The sequence below is a fragment of the Pseudomonas sp. NFACC32-1 genome (genome assembly GCF_900101215.1).
Taxonomy (GTDB): Bacteria; Pseudomonadota; Gammaproteobacteria; order Pseudomonadales; family Pseudomonadaceae; genus Aquipseudomonas.
The window spans coordinates 258,155-277,314 of sequence record NZ_FMUL01000006.1; the positions used below are offsets into that span (position 1 = coordinate 258,155).

Consider the following 19,160-nt stretch of genomic DNA (forward strand, 5'->3'; position numbering starts at 1 on the left):
ATGAAACGACTTCCTCCGTTGCCGGCATTGCATACCTTCCTGGTCACGGCCCAGTGCTGCAATTTCACCCGGGCGGCCGAACAGCTGCACATCACCCAGGGCGCAGTGAGTCGACAGATCGCAGGCCTGGAGGATCACTTGGGGTATGCGTTGTTCCAGCGCCACGCGCGCGGCCTGAGCCTGACCGCCGAGGGCCAGGCATGGCTGCCCAGGGTCCAGGAAGTGTTCGGCCTGATCAGCGATGCCGTGGAGCAGATCGGCGAGAAACGCCAGACCCTGCAGCTCAAGGCACCGACCTGTGTGATGCGCTGGCTGCTGCCGCGCCTGCTGCAATGGCAGAAGGAACGTCCGGACCTGCCGGTGAAACTGACCAGCACCGCTCGGCACGGTGTCGATTTCCAGCGCGAACCCTTCGACGCCGCGGTGATCTACGGTCAGCCGCCGGACACCTCGCTGGCCTGCCTGCACCTGTTCGACGAGCAACTGACGCCGGTGTGTTCCCGGTCGCAGCTCGAAGGCCCCGTGCCGCTGCGCACCCCCGCCGACCTGCAGCACCACCTGCTGCTGCACCCCACCGATGATGAGCGCGACTGGAATGCCTGGCTGGAAGCCGCCGGTGTGAAACTGGCCCGGATCGCCCACGGCCAGCATTTCGAGACACTGGACCTGGCCATGTCCATGGCCTCCCAGGGCACCGGGGTGGCCATCGGCGACTGGGCGCTGATCGGCGACGATCTCAAGGCTGGAAGACTGACGACACCGTTCGACCTGAAAGTCAGGACCGGCCTGGGCTACTACCTGGTCTGTCCACGCAGCGCCCAGGCTTCGCCAGCGTTGCAGGCGCTGATGGCCTGGCTGGTGGAACAGGCCCGCACTAGAGCAGATTAGGCGCCTGGGCCGGTTCCAGCTGGGCCCAGTGGGAGGTGTCTTCGCGGTGCTGCCGCAGATAGGGCAACACCGCCCCCAGCAACGGCTCCCTGAACGCCTCCTGGAAGCGATGGGCCAGACCCGGTATCAGTTTCAACTGGCTGCCCCGGATATGGGCCGCCAGGTGCACCCCGTGCATGACCGGCAACAGGGGATCGGCCGTGCCGTGGACCACCAGGGTCGGCACCTGCAGCTGGTTGAGCAGCGCTACCCGGCTGGGCTCCGCCATGATTGCCATGATCTGGCGCTTGACGCCCTCGGGATTGAAGGCCCGGTCGTAGGCCTGCGCGGCCTGGTGCAGCAACGCCTGGCGATCATCCACCACCATGGGACTGCCCAAGGCGGCCAGCAGGTCGGCCTGCTGCTCCAGGGCCATCTCTCGGTTCGGCGCACCGCGTCGCGACAGCAGCTGCACCAGCGCTTCGCTGGGCGCCGGCAGACCCTGGGCGCTGGAGCTGGTCATGATCAGGGTCAGGCTTTCGACCCGCTGTGGCGCCATGGCCGCCATGTGCTGGGCGATCATGCCGCCCATGCTCGCGCCCAGTATGTGAAAACGCTGCACTTGCAACGCGTCCATCAAGCCCAGCCCGTCGCTGGCCATATCGGTCAAGGTATAGGGCGCCGCCACCGGCAAGCCCAGCTTGTAGCGCAAGGCTTCGAACGTGAGGTTGGCGCTGCCGGGAGCCTGGCGCCAGGTGGACAGGCCCACGTCCCGGTTGTCGTAGCGAATCACCCGGAAGCCTTGCTCGCACAGGGCTGTCACCACTTCATCCGGCCAATGGATCAATTGCCCGCCCAACCCCATCACCAGCAGCAACGCCGGATCGGACGCACGGCCAATACTCTGGTACGCCAGGCTGACCTGGTCCAGATCGACCCGTTGGGTCGCGACATTGACATCACAACGAGACGCCGCCAACGACGGCAAGCCGAACATCAGGACGGTCAGGAAAATGAACACACGCATGAAGAAACACCAAAACGCAGAACCCCAGTAGAGCGCGAGTCTGATGAAATTCGTTCAAGCGCGCTGCCACAGTTGCGTGACAGTTTGATGAAGATTGCCGAGCGGTCGAATGCCCGCCCCGCTCCCGGGCGGGCATGCCGCCAGGGACGCGCCGCGTTCCGCTTCTGCATGGTGACGCGCAGCGTCACGAGGGCATTCCCACACGGAGCATGGGAACGATCAACATTCCTTATTGGGGTGTGAACAGACCTCCCCCTGTGGCGAGGGAATTCAAGCCAGCTGGCTGCGCAACTGCCGTGCCGCCGCCACCATGTTCACCAGCGCCGCCTCGGTCTCGGGCCATGCGCGGGTCTTCAGGCCACAGTCGGGGTTGATCCACAGCTGTTCGGCGGGGATCCGCTCGACCGCCTTGCTCACCAACGCAACCATCTCGGCGGTGTCCGGTACCCGTGGCGAATGGATGTCGTAGACACCCGGGCCAATGTCGTTCGGGTAGTCGAACGCTTCGAAGGCATCGAGCAGTTCCATGTCCGAGCGGGAGGTTTCGATGGTGATGACATCGGCATCCATGTCGGCGATGGCCTGGATCACGTCATTGAACTCGCTGTAGCACATGTGGGTGTGGATCTGGGTTTCATCCCGTACTCCCGACGCGCTCAAGCGAAACGCCTCCACGGCCCAGTCCAGGTACTCCTGCCATTGCCCGCGACGCAGCGGCAACCCCTCGCGGAACGCCGCCTCGTCGATCTGCACGATGCGGATCCCGGCAGCCTCCAGGTCCAGCACTTCGTCACGCAGGGCCAGTGCCAGTTGTTGCGCCTGGGTTTGGCGCGACACGTCTTCGCGCGGAAAGGACCACATCAGCATGGTCACCGGGCCGGTGAGCATGCCTTTCATGACCTTGTCGGTCAGGCTTTGGGCGTAGCGGATCCAGTCGACAGTCATGGCCTTGGGGCGGCTGATGTCACCATAAATGATGGCCGGCTTGACGCAGCGCGAGCCGTAACTCTGCACCCAACCGAAACGGGTGAAGGCGTAGCCGTCCAGTTGTTCGGCGAAGTATTCCACCATGTCGTTGCGCTCGGCTTCGCCATGGACCAGCACGTCCAGGCCCAGGCGTTCCTGGATCTGCACGGCGTGGCGGATCTCGGTGTGCATGGCGTCCTGATAATCGTTGGCCGACAGCTTGCCCTGCCGGTATGCCTGGCGTGCCAGGCGAATGGCCGGGGTCTGCGGGAACGAGCCGATGGTGGTCGTGGGGAAGGCCGGCAACTTCAGCCGCGCGCGCTGCTGCTCGATCCGTTGCGCGAAAGGCGAACGGCGCTGGCTGTCCTGCGGGCCGATCGCAGCGAGGCGGGCCTGGACCTCGGGTTTGTGAATGCGCGTCGAGGCGGCGCGGCGGGCCTGCGCGTCGCGGCTTTCGGCCAGGGCCTGGCGAGCGCCGGGGGCAAGTGGATCGTTCAGCGCATCGCGCAGCACGGCCACTTCGCCACACTTCTGCACGGCGAAGGCCAGCCAGCCCTTGAGTTCGGGATCGAGCCGGTCTTCGCGTTCCAGATCCACCGGGCTGTGCAGCAACGAGCACGACGTGCTCACCCAGAGGTTGTCGCCGAAACGCTCCTGGGCCGGCTGCAGTTGCGCCAGCGCCTGTTCCAGTTCGCAACGCCAGACATTGCGGCCATTGACCAGGCCCACCGACAGGATCTTGTAGCTGGGCAGGCGATCCAGGACCTGGCCCAGTTGCTCCGGCGCCCGGACTGCATCGATGTGCAAGCCGTCCACCGGCAGGCCCACGGCCAGGCCCAGGTTGTCCTGCAAGCCGCTGAAATAGGTCGCCACCAGTTTCTTCAGGGGTGAATACTGAAGAATGTGATAAGCCCGCTCGAAGGCGTTTTTCCAGGCCTGGGGCAGGTCTAGGGTGAGGATCGGCTCGTCGATCTGCACCCATTCCACACCCTGGGCTTTCAGGCGATTGAGGATCTCGCCGTAGACCGGCAACAACCGCTCCAGCAACTCGAGCCTGTCGAAATCCTGCCCCTTGGCCTTGCCCAGCCACAGGTACGTGAGGGGGCCGATGATCACCGGTTTGACCCGATGTCCCAGGGCGTGGGCTTCGTCCACCTCATCGAACAGCTGCGACCAGCTCAGGCTGAAGGTCTGTCCGGCGCAAAACTCCGGGACCAGATAGTGGTAATTGGTGTCGAACCATTTGGTCAGTTCCTGGGCGTGCTGCGTCTGGCCATGCTCGGCACTGCAGCAAGACACCGTGGCGCCACGGGCCATGGCGAACAAGGTGTCCAGGCTCGGTTGGCCATGGGCGTCGAGGGTCGCGTGGAATCGCTCCGGCACGGCTCCCAGGGTCAAGGTGTGGCTGAGCACCTGGTCGTACCAGGCGAAATCCCCCACCGGCAGCAGGTCTATCCCGGCGTCTTTCTGCAATTGCCAGTGCCGGGCCCGCAATTCACGGCCCACCGCCTGCAACCCGGCCGTGTCCAGGTCGCCCTTCCAGTAGGCTTCAAGCGCTTTTTTCAGTTCTCGGTCGGCGCCGATGCGGGGAAATCCCAAGGTGTGGGCCAGGGCCATGGTGTGCGTCCTCCTGTAAAAGATGCCGCCATTGTCGACAGCCAGCCCCACATGAGACAAACTCAACCTTTTCGTGTTGATCACAAGTTTTCTTCATGGAGCCTCCGGTGCTTGAACTCCGTCACCTCAAGACCCTGCACGCATTGCGCGAAGCCGACAGCCTGGTGGAGGCCGCCGAACGCCTGCACCTGACCCAGTCCGCGCTGTCCCACCAGTTCAAGGAACTGGAGGAGCGCCTGGGCATGCAGTTGTTCGTACGCAAGACCAAACCGGTACGGTTCACCAGCGCCGGCCTGCGCCTGTTGCAACTGGCCGATGCGACCCTGCCCTTGCTGCGCAGCGCCGAGCGGGACATTGCCCGGCTGGCCGGGGGGACCGCCGGACGCTTGCACATGGCGATCGAGTGCCACAGTTGCTTCCAGTGGCTGATGCCCACCATCGACCAGTTTCGCGATGCCTGGCCGGAAGTCGAACTGGACCTGGCCTCCGGCTTCGCCTTCGCCCCGCTGCCAGCCCTGGCCCGGGGCGACCTGGACCTGGTGGTGACCTCCGATCCCCTGGAGCTGGCGGGCATTACCTACGTGCCGCTGTTCACCTACGAAGCCATGCTGGCCGTCGCCAACCAGCATCGGCTGGCGGGCAAACCCTACATCGTGCCCGAGGACCTGGTCAGCGAAACCCTGATCACCTATCCGGTGGAGCGGGATCGACTGGACATCTTCACCCGCTTCCTGGAACCGGCCGACATCGAACCGGCCCAGGTCCGCACGTCCGAACTGACGGTGATGATGATGCAACTGGTGGCCAGCGGCCGCGGCGTGTGCGGCATGCCCCACTGGGCGCTGCATGAATACAGTTCACGGGGTTATGTGAAAGCCAAGCGGCTGGGAGAAAAGGGCCTGTTCGCCACGTTGTACGCCGCGGTACGGACCGACATGCTCGATGCTCCCTATATGCGCGACTTCCTGCTGACGGCCAAGGACACCTCGTTTTCCACGCTGGACGGGGTCAGCGCCGTTCGGTGAAGCGCGTTGTGGCAAGGGGACGAATCCCCTTGCCAGAAAAGAGCTCGACCCTCATGGCCGGTTGGCCTACAGCTCGAGCCACATGTGAATCTTGTCGAAGTACTCGTCGCCCACGCGGATCGCCATCGGCTCGAGGCCGTACAGCACGAAGCCGCAACGCTGGTAGAGCTTGATGGCCGGGTCGTTGCCGGCGGTGACGGTCAGTTGCACCAGGCGCAGGAAGTCATGCCGACGGGCCTCGGCCAGGGCAGCCTCCAGCAGGCGCTGACCGAGGCCCCGATGACGATGGGCATCGACGACATACATGCCGAACAGCGTTGCCTTGTGCCGGGCCTTTTGCCGATGGTCCAGGGCCAGGCCGACGATTGCGGCCAGCTCGTCGGCCACGAACGCCCCCAGGACCACATCGAACCGGCCGGTCAGGCGTGACTCCCACCAGTTCATGGGCATGGCCGCCCGCTCGCTGACGCTGGAGGTAAAGGCCTGCGGATGACGCTCGTAGGCCTGCAGCATCAACTCGCGATACGCCTGGGCATCGCCAGCGCGCAGCCGTCGAATGCTCACGCGGTCCGCCGTTGCTCGAACATCAGCCGCAGCGCCAGCCCGCCCAGGACAAACCCCATGAAATAGCGCTGTGCCGCCAGCCAGGTGGGGTTATGGACGAACCACGAGGCGATGCCCGCGGCAAACAGCGCAATCAGCAGGTTGACGCTGAAACTGACGCTGATCTGGGTCAGCCCGAGGATGATGCTCTGGGTAAACAGCGAACCGTGTTCCGGGCTGATGAACTGCGGGAACACCGACAGGTAGAACATCGCGATCTTCGGATTCAGGGCGCTGGTGAGAAACCCCATGGTGATCAGCTTGCGCGTCGAATCCGCCGGCAGCTGCCGGGCTTCGAACGGCGAGCGCGCCCCGGGCCTGAGTGCCTGCCAGGCCAGCCACAACAGGTACAGCGCACCGGCCCATTTCAAGACTTCATAGGCCATGGGCACCGCCATGAACACCGCCGTCAGCCCCGCGGCCGCGGCGAACATGTGCACGAAGAAACCCGCGACCACCCCCAGCAGGGACGTGACCCCGGCCTTGCGGCCCTGGCAGATCGAGCGGGAAATCAGGTAGATCATGTTCGGCCCGGGCGTGAGCACCATCAGCAACGCGGCGGCGGCGAAGATCAGCAGGTCCGGCAGAGGAATCATGGGCATCGATCCTTGAGTCAGCAGGTCGCAAGACAGGTGGTTCGATAAAACGGCAGGATCGCCTCGCCTGTCAACGGCGCCAGCAAAAGCCCTCCGTCGCCGGCCGGATCGATCCAGCGCACTTCCTCGATTTCGGCGGCGGGCGACACCGGGGCATCGATGCTCAAGAGGAACACTTGCGCCTCTACGACAAACCCCGGCTCGTTGGCCGCCGGCGCGCTGAACGCCCCCAGGTAGCGGGCCTGCGTCGGATCGATGGCCAGGCCTAGCTCTTCGTCCAGCTCACGGGCCAGGGCCTGCACCGGTTGTTCATGGGCCTCGATCTTGCCGCCCGGCTGCATGAAGGCCCGGGTGCCACGCTTGCGCACCAGCAGGGTACGACCGTCCGGCCCGATCAACAGGGCGGCGGCGATGCGAATAACGGAAGTGCTCATGAATGCTCGGCCTCGACGCAAAAAATGCCGCCAAGGTTACAGACCGAAGTGGCGGGGAGCAAAGCCGGATGCCCGTTTCAGGATCCGCAGATCCCGCCCGATGCAAGGCAATGCAATTGATTAAAGCAGAGCATCGTGGCGAGGGAGCAAGCTCCCTCGCCACGATGCCTCTGCACAACGCTCGAATGAACAGCAGCCCAGGCCCCCGTCAGACTCCGTTTACCCCAGCATCGGCTTCGGCGCGGCAGGGTCCGCTTCCTCGGGAATCTTGACAAATACGCTGTACCGGGCCCCTTCCATCGCTTCGAAGGCGATGAGCTTATCCACCAGCGGGGCACTCAGGACCTTGCCGGCGTTGAGCAACAACATGCCGTTATCCGCATTCAGGTTACGGGCCAGGACCATGCCCGCCGTCAGTTCACGGGTGTTCATCACCTTCACCGTCGGGTCGGACAGGGTCACGTCTTCCAGGTATTCGCCACAGGCCTTGATGAAGTCTTCCACCATGTCCGGGTCGTACAGCTTGCCGGCATATTTGCGGATGTAAACCAGCGCTTCGTCGCTGTTCATCTGTCGCTCGAGAATCAGCCCGCGCTGCAGCTCGATGAAGTCCACCGCCAGCTTCAACAGCCGCGAACCGAAGGGAATGGCCTCGCCCTTGAGATGGTCGGGAAAGCCGCTGCCGTCCCAGCGCTCCTGGTGATGCAGGATGATGCGCGCCGCGTCCTTCATCGGGTCCAGGGTCATCAGCAGCGATTCGCTCTGCTTGGGATAGGCGCGATACAGCTCCAGCTCGTTGTGGTGCAGCAGGTCGGCCGGCGTGGTCATCATGTTGTCGGTCCAGCTCAGCTTGCCGATGTTGTACAGTGCCGCGGCCATGGTCAGGTCGCGGTCGGTGGACTCGTCGAGAAAATGCAGCCGGCTATAGACCCGGATCAGCTCGATGATCTGCCGGTTGGTCTGCTTGGCCTTGGGCAGGCGCAGGTTGGCGATCAGCGAGAACACCTCGGTACCGGTCACGTAACTGCGCTTGAGCTCTTCATAGGCCAGGTCGAGCATGTCGGCGGTCTGCTGCAGCTCGGCGGTGCGTGACGCCACGCGCTTTTCCAGGGTCGCGTTGAGGGTCTTGAGCTGCTGGTTCTGCTCGCGGTTCAACGCTTCGAGGCGCTGGCGCTCGTTTTCCGAATGCTGGTGGGCCAGGGCCTGGCGTAGCGCCTGCACCAGTTCCTCGTCGTTCCAGGGCTTGCTGAGGTAGCGATAGAGCTGCCCCTCGTTGATGGCCTTGGTCATCATGTCGACGTCGGCGTAGCCGGTGAGCAGGATGCGCAACGTCGACGGATACAGCTTGCGAATGTGCGCCAGCAGCGTGGCGCCATCCATGTTGGGCATGCGTGCATCGGTCATCACCAGATCGACCGGCCGCTCCTTGAGGATTTCCAGGGCCTTGGCACCGCTGTCGGCCAGCAGGATCTCATAAGGCTGGCTACGCAATAAACGCCGCAGGCTATTGAGAATCGACTCCTCGTCATCCACCAGCAGCACCGTCGGCTTCGTGACCGGAACGTCCGGCGATTGATCTTCCATAGCTACCCCCTCCTGTAAACGACAACAGTTCTACCCACCCCCGCATAAGAACAGGCTAGTAGATCGCGAAGATTTAGGCACGATTTGCCATCACTGGCCGAGCGCATCCCGATCGGACGACTATGCTGTACCCCATGAAGGGCCAAGTACAGGCCAGATTACTCATGCCAGTGAAAGGGATATCCGATGTGCCCACGGTTCAATCGTCAGCATCTCCCCGGTGCACGGCCATGAGCCTGCCCCTGGACAAGGCCAACCGGCGGATTCTGATCGTCGACGACACCCAGACGATCCATGAGGATTTCCGCAAGATCCTCAGCCCCCAGGAGGCCCCCGAAGACAGCCTGAGCAGTGCCGAGGAGGCTTTGTTCGGCGCTCCGGTGGCGGCGGCCAGCCACAGTTTCCTCCTCGATTCGGCCTTCCAGGGCATGGAAGCCCTGAACAAGGTGGAAACGGCGCTGGAACAGGGCCAGCCCTACGCCATGGCCTTCATCGACATGCGCATGCCCCCTGGCTGGGATGGCCTGGAAACCATCGAGCGGCTGTGGCGCGTCGATCCCAAGCTGCAAGTGGCACTGTGCACCGCCTATTCGGACTATTCCTGGGAGGACATCGCCGATCGTCTCGAACTGGGCGACCGCCTGCTGATCCTGAAAAAACCCTTCGACGCCATCGAGATCCGCCAGATGGCCAGCACCCTGACCGTCAAATGGCAGATGACCGAAGACGCCGCGCTGAAAATGGACATGCTCGAACAGGCGGTGCAAGAACGCACCCGGGAGCTGGCGGACGCCAACATCATCGTGCAGAACAGCCCCACCATCCTCTATCGCCTGCGCGGCGAACCGCCGTTTCCCTTGATGTACATCTCCCACAACATCACCAAGTTCGGTCATGTGGCGGCGCAACTGGTCAACTCGCCTGAATGGGCACAGATGCTGATCCATCCGGACGACCAGGCCAAGATCGACCAGGCCATGGTGCGCGTGCTGGATCGTGACTCGACGGGGGCCTCCATCGAGTTTCGCATGCGCACCGGCGACGGCTCGTTCCGCTGGGTGGAAAACCGCTACATTCCGGTGCGTAACGAACAGGGTCTGCTCCTGGAGGTGGAAGGGATCATCCTGGACATCACCGAACGCAAGCTGGCCGAGGAAAAGATCGCCCTGCTGGCCCGCACCGACAGCCTGACCGGCCTGGCCAACCGCGCCACGGTGATCGAGCGCCTGCACCAGGCCTTCGCCGCCGCGCGTCGGGGCGCCGCGCCGTTTGCGATGTTCTACCTGGACCTGGACCACTTCAAGCGGATCAACGACACCCTGGGCCACCCCATCGGCGACCTGCTGTTGCAGGAGGTCGCCAAGCGCCTGAAAGACTGTACCCGGGAGAACGATGTGGTGGCGCGCCTGGGCGGCGACGAGTTCGCCATCCTGCAACTGGACGTCCACGAGCCGACCCATTGTGCGGCCCTGGCGGCCAAGATCCGCGATACCCTGGTGGCGCCCTACTCCCTGGACGGCAACGATGTGCGGATTTCCGTGAGCATCGGCATCGCCCTGTACACCCCCCAGAGCCCGAGCGCCGACAGCCTGATGGCGCAGTCCGACATGGCCCTGTACCGCTCCAAGGAAAAAGGCCGGAACCAGTACCACTTCCACAATGAAGAGATCAACCAGGAGGTTACCGACCGGGTCACCCTGACCAACGAGCTGCGCCAGGCCATCGAGAACAACGAGTTGCAGTTGCACTACCTGCCGGAGGTCGACCTCGGCACCGGCAAGATCCTGGGCATGGGTGTCCAGGTGCGCTGGAAGCATCCCGAACGGGGCTGGCTGGAACCTTCGGCGTTCATGCCGGCGGCCGAGAAGAGCGGGATCATCGTCGCCCTCGGCCATTGGGTGCTCGACCAGGCCTGCCAGCAGATGCGCCAGTGGCGCGACCAGGGCATGGCGCCCCCGGTCATCGCCATCGACCTGTCCCTGACCCAGCTCAAGACCGGCCCGGAGCTGATCTACGATGTCCTGCGCACCACCGCACGTTGGGAACTGGCGCCCTGGGACCTGCGCTTCGACGTGACCGAAGCCACCCTGGCCCAGACCAAGTGGACCCACAACGACGTGCTGCCGCGGCTGTGCGAGTTGGGCGTGCAGATCGCCATCGACGACTTCGGCACCGAGTATTCCTCCTTCGATTACCTCAAGACCTATCGGGTCAACCACCTCAAGCTCGCCCAGAGGTTTCTCGACAGCGCCAACGCCGACCCCGAGAACGCCACGACCCTGCGGGCGATCATCAATTTCGCCCGGGACGTGGGCATCGGGATCATCGCCGAAGGCGTCGAGACCCAGGAGCAACGCACCACGCTGATGTCCAGCGGCAGCGGCGGGCCGATCCTGGCCCAGGGTCACTACTTCAGCACGGTGGTGGACAGCGGCCAGGCCGGAGAACTGCTCAAGGCCGGTACCATCGTTCCCGTGACGGATCATTGGACACGGCCCGCGAGCCAGCTGTCGGAGAGCAATCCATGAACCCTATGTCGGTACCTGCCAACCGGCGAATCCTGGTGGTGGACGATACGCCGGCGATCCACCAGGACTTTCGCAAGATCCTCAGCCCCAGCGCCGGCAGCGACGACTCGCTGGACGACACCGAGAGCCTGCTGTTCGGCACACCCCAGGTGAGCCGGCTGCAGTTCCAGATCGACTCGGCCTATCAGGGCGAAGAAGCCCTGGAACTGGTCAAGCGCGCCCAGGCCGAAGGCCAGCCTTATGCGCTGGTGTTCGCCGACATGCGCATGCCGCCGGGCTGGGACGGCCTGCAGACCATCGAGCGTCTCTGGGAAGCCGACCCGCGGCTGCAGATCGCCCTGTGTACGGCGTTTTCGGATTACACCTGGGAAACCATGTCGGAGCGCATCGAATTCGACGACCAGCTGCTGATCCTCAAGAAACCGTTCGACACCCTGGAAATCCGCCAGATGGCCAGTGCCATGACCTGGAAATGGCAACTGGCCCAGGATGCGGCGCGCAAGATGCGCAGCCTGGAGCGCACCATCGAGGAGCGGGTCCAGGAATTGCTCAAGGTGTCGCACCTGCTGCAATACGACGTGCTCACCGAGCTGCCCAACAGCATGTTGCTGGGCGATCGCCTGACCCAGGCCATGGCCCAGTGCCGCCGGCATGACCGGCAACTGGCGGTCATGTTCATCGGACTGGACCGCTTCAAGCGCATCAACAACGCCCTGGGGCATCCGGTGGGCGATGAAATGCTCAAGCGTGTGGCCAGGACCCTGGCTACCGTGGTGCGCGAATCCGATTCGGTGTTTCGCTACGGCTCCGACGAGTTCGTGGTGGTGCTGGGTGACGTCACGGATCCGCAGCAGATCAAGGGTGTGGCGGAAAAACTGCTGACGGCCATCAGCACGCCCCACCCCATCGATGGACATGACCTGACCGTCACCGCGAGCCTGGGGGTCAGCCTGTACCCGGCCGACGGTTTCGATGCGGTGGCGTTGATCAAGAAAGCCGAGACGGCGATGCGCAACGTCAAGGAGACCGGGCCCAACGACTACCGTTTCTTCACCGAAGACATGAACCGCCGGGCCCGCCAGCAACAGACCATCGAGTCCGGCTTGCGCCTGGCCCTGCAACGCAAGGAGTTCGTGCTGCATTACCAGCCCAAGCTGGACCTGCACACTGGCAAGGTGGTCGGCGTCGAGGCGCTGGTGCGCTGGGACCGGCCCGGCCACGGGCTGATCTACCCGTCGGATTTCATCCCGGTGGCCGAGGACAGCGGCCTGATCGTGCCCCTGAGCCAGTGGGTGCTCCAGGAAGCCTGCCAGCAGGCCTGCCGCTGGCAGGCCCAGGGCATGAAGCCGCTGTACCTGTCGGTGAACGTCTCGGCCATCGATTTCCGGCAACGAGGCTTCGTCGAAGGCATCGCCCACACCCTCAAGGAAACCGGGCTGGACCCGACACAGTTAGAACTGGAGATCACCGAAAGCGTGTTGATGCAGAACATCGACACCACCGTCGCCGTCCTCAAGGCCATCAAGCAACTGGGGATACGCCTGGCCATCGACGACTTCGGTACTGGCTATTCGAGCCTGAGCTACCTGCAGAAATTTCCGGTGGATGTGCTGAAGATCGACCAGTCGTTCGTGGGCGACCTGAGCATCGACAGCAACGACGCCAAGCTGGTGAGCACCATCATCAGCCTGGGCAGGAGCCTGAACCTGCACATCATCGCCGAAGGCGTGGAAACCCTTGAGCAACTGGAATTCCTCAAGGCCCACCAGTGCGAGGAAGCCCAGGGGTACTACTTCAGCAGGGCAGTGGAGCCGCAAGCCTTTGTCCAGTGGGTAGCCGAGTGGGAACAACGTCCGAACCCGTTTTCATGAATCCCCAGGATTCATCCACCCAGAGATTCAAGGAAGCATCCGATGGCGTCATCTGTATCGTTATTGGCTCTCGGCCTGCTCATGGGCTTGGGCCTGACCGCCCATGCCGCCCCCCTGGACGAACCGCTCAAACCGTTGCCTCCCATTCCTGCCCTGGACCCCAAGCGTGTCCAGCTCGGCCAGCGCCTGTTCCATGATCCACGGCTATCGGTCAACAACACCCTGTCCTGCGCCAGTTGCCATCGCCTGGACAAGGGCGGCGCCGACGACAAACCGTTTTCCCTGGGCTTCGACGGCAAGCCGGTGGAGGTCAATACCCCCACCGTGTTCAACGCCAGCCTGAACTTCCACCAGTTCTGGGACGGTCGCGTCGACACCCTGGAAGAACAGGTGCATGTGGTCGTGACCAGCCCCGCGGAAATGGGCAGTACCTGGGAAACCGTGGTCAAGCGCATCGCCGACGACCCGGGCTACGCCAAGGACTTTGCCGACGCCTACCCCGACGGGGTCACCCAACCGAACATCAAGCATGCCCTGGCCGACTTCGAACGCACCCTGCTGACCCCCAACTCGCGCTTCGACAAATATCTGCTGGGCGACACCGATATCCTCACGCCCAGGGAAAAGTTCGGCTACCAGCGTTTCAAGGAATACGGCTGCATCGCCTGCCACCAGGGGGTGAACATCGGCGGCAACATGTTCCAGAAATTCGGCGTCATGGGTGATTACATCCAGGACCGGGGCCACCCTGCCCGGGCCGACGAAGGTCGGTTCAACGTCACTGGCGACGAAGCCGACCGCCAGGTCTTCAAGGTCCCCAGCCTGCGCAACGTCGCCGTCACCGCCCCGTATTTCCATGACGGTTCCGCGTCGACCCTGGAACAGGCGGTTCAGGTGATGTTCAAGTACCAGCTAGGGCGTGAGCCCTTGAAGAACGACACGGAGCTGATCGTCGAATTCCTCAAGACCCTGACCGGTGAATGGGAGGGCAAGCCCCTATGAGCCCTCTTCGTCGCATCAGCCTGTTGCTTGTCGGCCTCCTGCTCGCTTCGATCCTGCTGTTCATGTATGTCAATTCCAGTGCGCAGCAGGCCGCCTCGTACATCGAGTCCCGGGACCTGATCCGCCTGCTCAAGCAGCAGGACGCCATCTGGGACAACGAAGTGCTCAAGTCACGGATCGCCCTGAGCCACAACTACGACCCGCTGGTCTCGCCGCTGCACGAGATGACGCGCCTGTGGCAGCGCCTGGACGCCATCGAGTCGGAGCCGGGCCGCCACACACCCTCGCGGTGGGAGGGGCTGCGGGACGAATACCTCAAGGCCGTCAAGGAAAAGACCCGCCTGGTGGAACAGTTCAAGTCCCACAATGCGGTGCTGCGCAACTCCCTGGCCTTCCTGCCGACCGCCGAAGATGACATCCAGGCCCAGTTCGCCCAACTGCCCGATACGGAAAAACTGCAACTGCAGAGCGTCACCATCGATACCTACGACCTGCTGCTCAGCAGCATGGAGTTTTCCCATCTCACCACCCCTGAAGTCGCCGCCGAAGTGCTGCTGGGCCTGAACCGGCTCGACATCAACAAAGAGCGCCTGCCGGTGGGACTGGGGGGTTCGGTCGATATCCTGAGCCGGCACATCGCCCTGATCCTGCGCGAACAACCTCGGGTCAACGAATTGTTGCAGGGTATCGAAGCCGTCCCCGTTTCCGATCACCTGGACGCCATCACCCACCTGCTGGAGAAAGACCAGGAGACAGCGGCCAGCAAGCACCAGCGCAACCATGTGTACCTGCTGGTGTTCGCCACGTTCCTGGTGCTGATCCTGATCTGGCTGGCGATCCGGCTGGTGCGCAGCTTCGCCGAGATCAAGCGGGTCAACAGCGCCCTGCAAAGCGCCAACGACGAGCTGGAGCAACGGGTCGAGGAGCGCACCCGCCAGCTCAAGGACACCCAGAGCGAACTGATGGATACCGCCCGCCAGGCCGGCATGGCGGAGATCGCCACCAACGTCCTGCACAACGTGGGCAACGTGCTCAACAGCGTGAATATCTCCGCCGATCTGGTCAGCCGCAAACTGCGCGGCAGCAAAGCCCAGGGGCTGGGCAAGGCGATGCAATTGATCAACGAGCACCCCCACGACCTGGGGCATTTCCTCACCGAAGACGAAAAGGGCAAGCTGCTGCCCGGCTACCTCAACCAGCTGGTGGAGGCCATGGCGGTCGAACAGCAGGGCCTGCTCGATGAACTGGCGCAGTTGAGCAAGAGCGTGGACCACATCAAGGACATCGTCTCCACCCAGCAATCCTACGCCGGTGCCAACAGCCTGATGGAGCCGCTGGTGGTCAGCGAACTGCTCGAAGACGCCCTGCGCATGAATTCCGGTGCCCTGACCCGCCACCATGTAACCGTGATCAAGGAGTACGGCGACGTACCCCGGATCATGGGCGACAAGCACCGCCTGCTGCTGATCCTGATCAACCTGATCAGCAACGCCAAGTACGCCATGGCCGGGGTGTCCAATCATGCGCGGAACATGACCCTGAGCGCCCAAGTGGTGGATGGCGAGACCCTGCAGATCAGCGTCAAGGACGAAGGCGAAGGCATCCCGGCGCAAAACATGACCCGCATCTTCGCCCACGGTTTCACCACCCGCAAGGAAGGCCACGGTTTCGGCCTGCACAGCTGCGCACTGGCGGCCATTGAAATGAACGGCCATCTCACCGCCCACAGTGACGGGCCAGGCACGGGGGCGACGTTCGTGTTGCAAGTGCCCCTGAAACTCGCGGAAGGTGAGCCATGAACAGCCTGAGCAACCGGCGCATCCTGCTGATCGACGATACGCCTGCCATTCATGACGATTTCCGCAAGATCCTCACGCCCCAGGACGACAGCAACACGGACCTGCAAGACATGGAGAACGCCCTGTTCGGCGAGGCACCGAAACCTGTCGGCCCGGTCTTCGAACTCGACTCGGCCTATGGCGGGCAGGAAGGCTTGAACAAGCTGCTGCAGGCGCTGGAACAGGATCGTCCGTACGCCCTGGCCTTCGTTGACATGCGCATGCCCGAGGGCTGGGACGGCGCCAGGACCATCGAGGAACTCTGGAAACGCGACCCGCAATTGCAGGTGGTGGTCTGCACCGCTTATTCGGATTACTCCTGGGATGAACTACTGGACCGCTTGAACGGCCATGACCGGCTGCTGATCCTGAAGAAGCCCTTCGACAACATCGAAGTCCAGCAGATGGCCAACACCCTGACCACCAAGTGGGAAATGACCTCCCGCGCACAGTTGAAGATGAACAAGCTCGAAGAGCTGGTGGAACAACGGACCCAGGCGTTCAAGCAGGCCAGCTCCTTGCTGCAGATGGAAATCGACGAACGCAAGATGCTGGAAACCCAACTGGTGCAATCGGAAAAGCTCGCCTCCCTGGGCCAGTTGGCCGCCGGGGTCGCCCATGAGATCAACAACCCGATCGGCTTCATTTCCTCCAACCTGGGGGCGCTGGACGGTTACTTCGGCAAACTGGAGGAAATGCTCCTGGCTTATGGCAGCGCCGAACAGGCCATCGCCTCGCCGGAGACGGTGGTGCGCCTGGCGAAGCTGCGCGAACAGGTGGAACTGGACTTTCTCGTCGAAGACATACCGCTGCTGATCAAGGAGTCCAAGGATGGCATCGCCCGGGTCGGACAGATCGTCAAGGACCTCAAGGACTTCTCCCGGGTCGACTCCAACCAGGAATGGCAGATGGCGAATCTGCAACAGGGCATGGATTCGACCCTGAACATCGTGGCCAACGAGATCAAGTACAAGGCCGACGTGGTCAAGGAGTACACCCCTCTACCGGAAGTCGAGTGCCTGCCGTCGCAGATCAACCAGGTGATCATGAACCTGATCGTCAACGCCGCCCAGGCCATCGGCCCGGAGCGCGGCACCATCACCCTGCGCAACGGCGTGGAGGGTGATCGCGTCTGGATCGAAGTCGCCGACAACGGCTCGGGCATCCCGCCGGAAACCCTGCAAAAGATCTTCGACCCGTTCTTCACCACCAAGCCCATCGGCCAGGGCACGGGGCTTGGTCTGTCGCTGTCCTATGGGATCGTGAAGAAACACAATGGGGAGATTACGGTCAGCAGCGAGGTCGGCGTGGGCACCACGTTCCGCGTGGAGTTGCCGGTTCGGCAGATGAAGCAGGTGGGGTAAGCGATCCGGATGCAGTCGCCTGTTCCGTGACGAGGCATACCTGCAGCCACTGGATAATCGACTCCAACCTTCGGATGCCTACCCATACCTGTCAGGTTTGACAGTAGACGAGCATTGCCTGTCGATTGAACATCCCTGCATCAAATGTTCACTCTCAGGGAAGGCTCCCATGTTGAATCGGCGAGATCTGCTCAGGTTCACATCGCTTTGCGCAACATTTGCCTCATTGAAGCTTCCCCTGACGGCTGTCGGTGACACCGCGCAAATCGATGACACCAATCGTTTCACTTACGAAAAGCTGATCACGCTCGCCGAAAAAATGGCGATGAAACCGTACGTACGGCCCGCCACTCCTGCGCAATCCTCTCTATCGAAAATCGATTACAACGCGCGAGGTCTTATCCGCTTCGACACCACTCGTGCACTGTTCGCGAAGGGACCCGGCAAATATCCGCTCACGTTTTTCCATCTGGGCGACCTTTTCCGCGTCCCGGTCAAGATGCATGTCATCGCCAACGGCATCTCCCAACCTATCGATTACGACAAGACGCTATTCAGCATGCCTGCCGACAGCCCCGCTCAGGCACTTGGAGCCGACAGCGGTTTTGCCGGTTTTCGATTCCAGGAAAGTCGCCTGGGAAACCAGAAGAAACTTGATTGGAAACAAAACGACTGGGTGGCTTTTCTGGGGGCCTCGTATTTTCGAGCCATTGGCGAACAGTATCAGTATGGAATTTCAGCCCGGGGTATAGCACTGGACGTTGCTTCGGCGAGCAAGGCTGAAGAATTTCCGGACTTCACCCACTTCTGGTTCGAGACGCCAACCCATGACCAACAGTCGGCCATGACGGTCTACGCATTGCTCGATAGCAGCAGTCTGTGTGGCGCTTATCGTTTTGTGATCAGCCGCACCGAAGGGGTACTGATGGACATCGAGGCCGAGCTGTTCCTGCGCCAGGATATCGATCGCTTCGGCATCGCCCCGCTGACGTCCATGTTTTGGTTCGGTGAACCGGCCAAGCTGACGGCTATCGACTGGCGCCCCGAGGTCCACGACTCCGATGGACTGGCGCTTTGGACGGGAACGGGCGAGCACATCTGGCGCCCACTGAACAATCCTGCACGTACCATGGCTTCGGCATTTTCAGACAACAATCCCCGCGGATTCGGACTGCTTCAACGTGACCGATCTTTCGCCAATTATCTGGACAGGGTCCAGTATCAGCGCCGCCCCAGCGTATGGGTAGAACCTCTGGAGGACTGGGGCGAAGGAAGCGTACAACTGGTGGAAATCCCGACCGACGACGAAATCCACGACAACATCGTCGCGATGTGGGTCCCCAAGGAGCCCGCCGAAGCCGGCAATCACTACCGCTTGAAATATCGTTTGCATTGGCTTTCCGATGAGCCGTATCCCAGCAATCTGGCACGCTGCGTAGCCACACGCCTGGGGACTGGGGGCATTCCAGGCTCCCCGCGTCCCAAGGGAGTACGCAAATTCGTTGTGGAGTTCATGGGAGCGCCGCTTGAAACGCTGACCTGCGACACGAAGCCACAAGCCGTGCTATGGGCGTCCAGAGGATCGTTCTCTAACGTTTTGACCGCATCCATGCCAGGCAGCGGGCTGCCGGGGCACTGGCACGCTCAATTCGATCTGACTGCCGAGGGCAGCGAGCCGGTCGAGATGCGCCTGTATTTGCGCCTTGGGAAAGAAACGCTTTCCGAAACCTGGCTCTTCCAGTACCACCCCTTCAACTCAAAACCCCAGGCACTGGCGCAGCAAGCGTCCCTTCGCTCATCCCCCGTCACCCCCAAGGCCTAGTCCCATGACGAGCATA

At 62.6% G+C, this 19,160-nt stretch carries 14 protein-coding genes; 8 read left to right on the forward strand and 6 right to left on the reverse strand.

Annotation, left to right across the window (positions count from 1 at the left end):
- A complete protein-coding gene (locus BLP99_RS12630) occupies positions 1–888 on the forward strand; it encodes a LysR substrate-binding domain-containing protein (RefSeq protein ID WP_072432119.1) in 888 nt (295 codons plus the stop codon).
- Here the strand turns inward: BLP99_RS12630 and BLP99_RS12635 are convergent.
- The gene (locus tag BLP99_RS12635; protein ID WP_072395280.1) at positions 875–1,894 is read right to left on the reverse strand and encodes an alpha/beta fold hydrolase; all 1,020 of its coding nucleotides are present in this window, start codon (positions 1,892–1,894) and stop codon (positions 875–877) included. The genes BLP99_RS12630 and BLP99_RS12635 overlap by 14 nt on opposite strands.
- Before the next feature lie 270 nt (positions 1,895–2,164).
- On the reverse strand, positions 2,165–4,477 hold the full coding sequence (metE, locus tag BLP99_RS12640; RefSeq protein ID WP_072395282.1) for a 5-methyltetrahydropteroyltriglutamate--homocysteine S-methyltransferase: 2,313 nt from the start codon (positions 4,475–4,477) through the stop codon (positions 2,165–2,167).
- Between the two features lie 107 nt (positions 4,478–4,584).
- On the opposite strand from metE, the gene metR reads away from it, so the two are divergent.
- Positions 4,585–5,502 carry a transcriptional regulator MetR gene (gene metR, locus BLP99_RS12645; RefSeq protein WP_072395284.1) on the forward strand — a complete coding sequence of 306 codons (918 nt, stop codon included), beginning with the start codon at positions 4,585–4,587 and terminating at the stop codon, positions 5,500–5,502.
- Between the two features lie 66 nt (positions 5,503–5,568).
- Here metR and BLP99_RS12650 read toward each other — a convergent pair whose 3' ends face one another.
- The 4 genes from BLP99_RS12650 to BLP99_RS12665 all read right to left on the reverse strand — a co-directional run bounded on the left by BLP99_RS12650 (position 5,569) and on the right by BLP99_RS12665 (position 8,719).
- On the reverse strand, positions 5,569–6,066 hold the full coding sequence (locus BLP99_RS12650) for a GNAT family N-acetyltransferase (RefSeq protein ID WP_072395286.1): 498 nt from the start codon (positions 6,064–6,066) through the stop codon (positions 5,569–5,571).
- Positions 6,063–6,701: a LysE family translocator gene (locus BLP99_RS12655; RefSeq protein WP_072395288.1), complete on the reverse strand. Its 639-nt coding sequence runs from the start codon at positions 6,699–6,701 to the stop codon at positions 6,063–6,065. Before BLP99_RS12655 ends, BLP99_RS12650 begins: the two co-directional genes overlap by 4 nt.
- Before the next feature lie 17 nt (positions 6,702–6,718).
- Positions 6,719–7,135 carry an NUDIX hydrolase gene (locus BLP99_RS12660; RefSeq protein WP_072395299.1) on the reverse strand — a complete coding sequence of 139 codons (417 nt, stop codon included), beginning with the start codon at positions 7,133–7,135 and terminating at the stop codon, positions 6,719–6,721.
- Between the two features lie 219 nt (positions 7,136–7,354).
- On the reverse strand, positions 7,355–8,719 hold the full coding sequence (locus tag BLP99_RS12665) for a response regulator c-di-GMP phosphodiesterase, NosR family (RefSeq protein WP_072395302.1): 1,365 nt from the start codon (positions 8,717–8,719) through the stop codon (positions 7,355–7,357).
- 230 nt (positions 8,720–8,949) lie between these two features.
- Here BLP99_RS12665 and BLP99_RS12670 point away from each other — a divergent pair, with 230 nt between their 5' ends.
- The 6 genes from BLP99_RS12670 (at position 8,950) to BLP99_RS12695 (ending at position 19,144) form a co-directional block, all read left to right on the forward strand.
- Positions 8,950–11,247 (forward strand): GGDEF/EAL domain-containing response regulator, encoded by a 2,298-nt coding sequence (locus tag BLP99_RS12670; RefSeq protein ID WP_092180426.1) that lies wholly within the window; start codon positions 8,950–8,952, stop codon positions 11,245–11,247.
- A complete protein-coding gene (locus BLP99_RS12675) occupies positions 11,244–13,118 on the forward strand; it encodes a putative bifunctional diguanylate cyclase/phosphodiesterase (RefSeq protein WP_072395306.1) in 1,875 nt (624 codons plus the stop codon). The genes BLP99_RS12670 and BLP99_RS12675 overlap by 4 nt, the downstream gene beginning before the upstream one ends.
- 42 nt (positions 13,119–13,160) lie before the next feature.
- Positions 13,161–14,120, forward strand: coding sequence for a cytochrome-c peroxidase (locus BLP99_RS12680; RefSeq protein ID WP_072395308.1), 960 nt, complete (start codon positions 13,161–13,163; stop codon positions 14,118–14,120).
- Positions 14,117–15,919 carry a DAHL domain-containing protein gene (locus BLP99_RS12685; protein ID WP_072432115.1) on the forward strand — a complete coding sequence of 601 codons (1,803 nt, stop codon included), beginning with the start codon at positions 14,117–14,119 and terminating at the stop codon, positions 15,917–15,919. Before BLP99_RS12680 ends, BLP99_RS12685 begins: the two co-directional genes overlap by 4 nt.
- Positions 15,916–17,322 carry an ATP-binding protein gene (locus BLP99_RS12690; RefSeq protein WP_072395312.1) on the forward strand — a complete coding sequence of 469 codons (1,407 nt, stop codon included), beginning with the start codon at positions 15,916–15,918 and terminating at the stop codon, positions 17,320–17,322. The genes BLP99_RS12685 and BLP99_RS12690 overlap by 4 nt, the downstream gene beginning before the upstream one ends.
- A 169-nt stretch (positions 17,323–17,491) precedes the next feature.
- Complete coding sequence (locus BLP99_RS12695) at positions 17,492–19,144, forward strand: OpgD/OpgG family glucan biosynthesis protein (protein WP_072395314.1); 1,653 nt, start codon at positions 17,492–17,494, stop codon at positions 19,142–19,144.
- Positions 19,145–19,160: the final 16 nt, after the last annotated feature.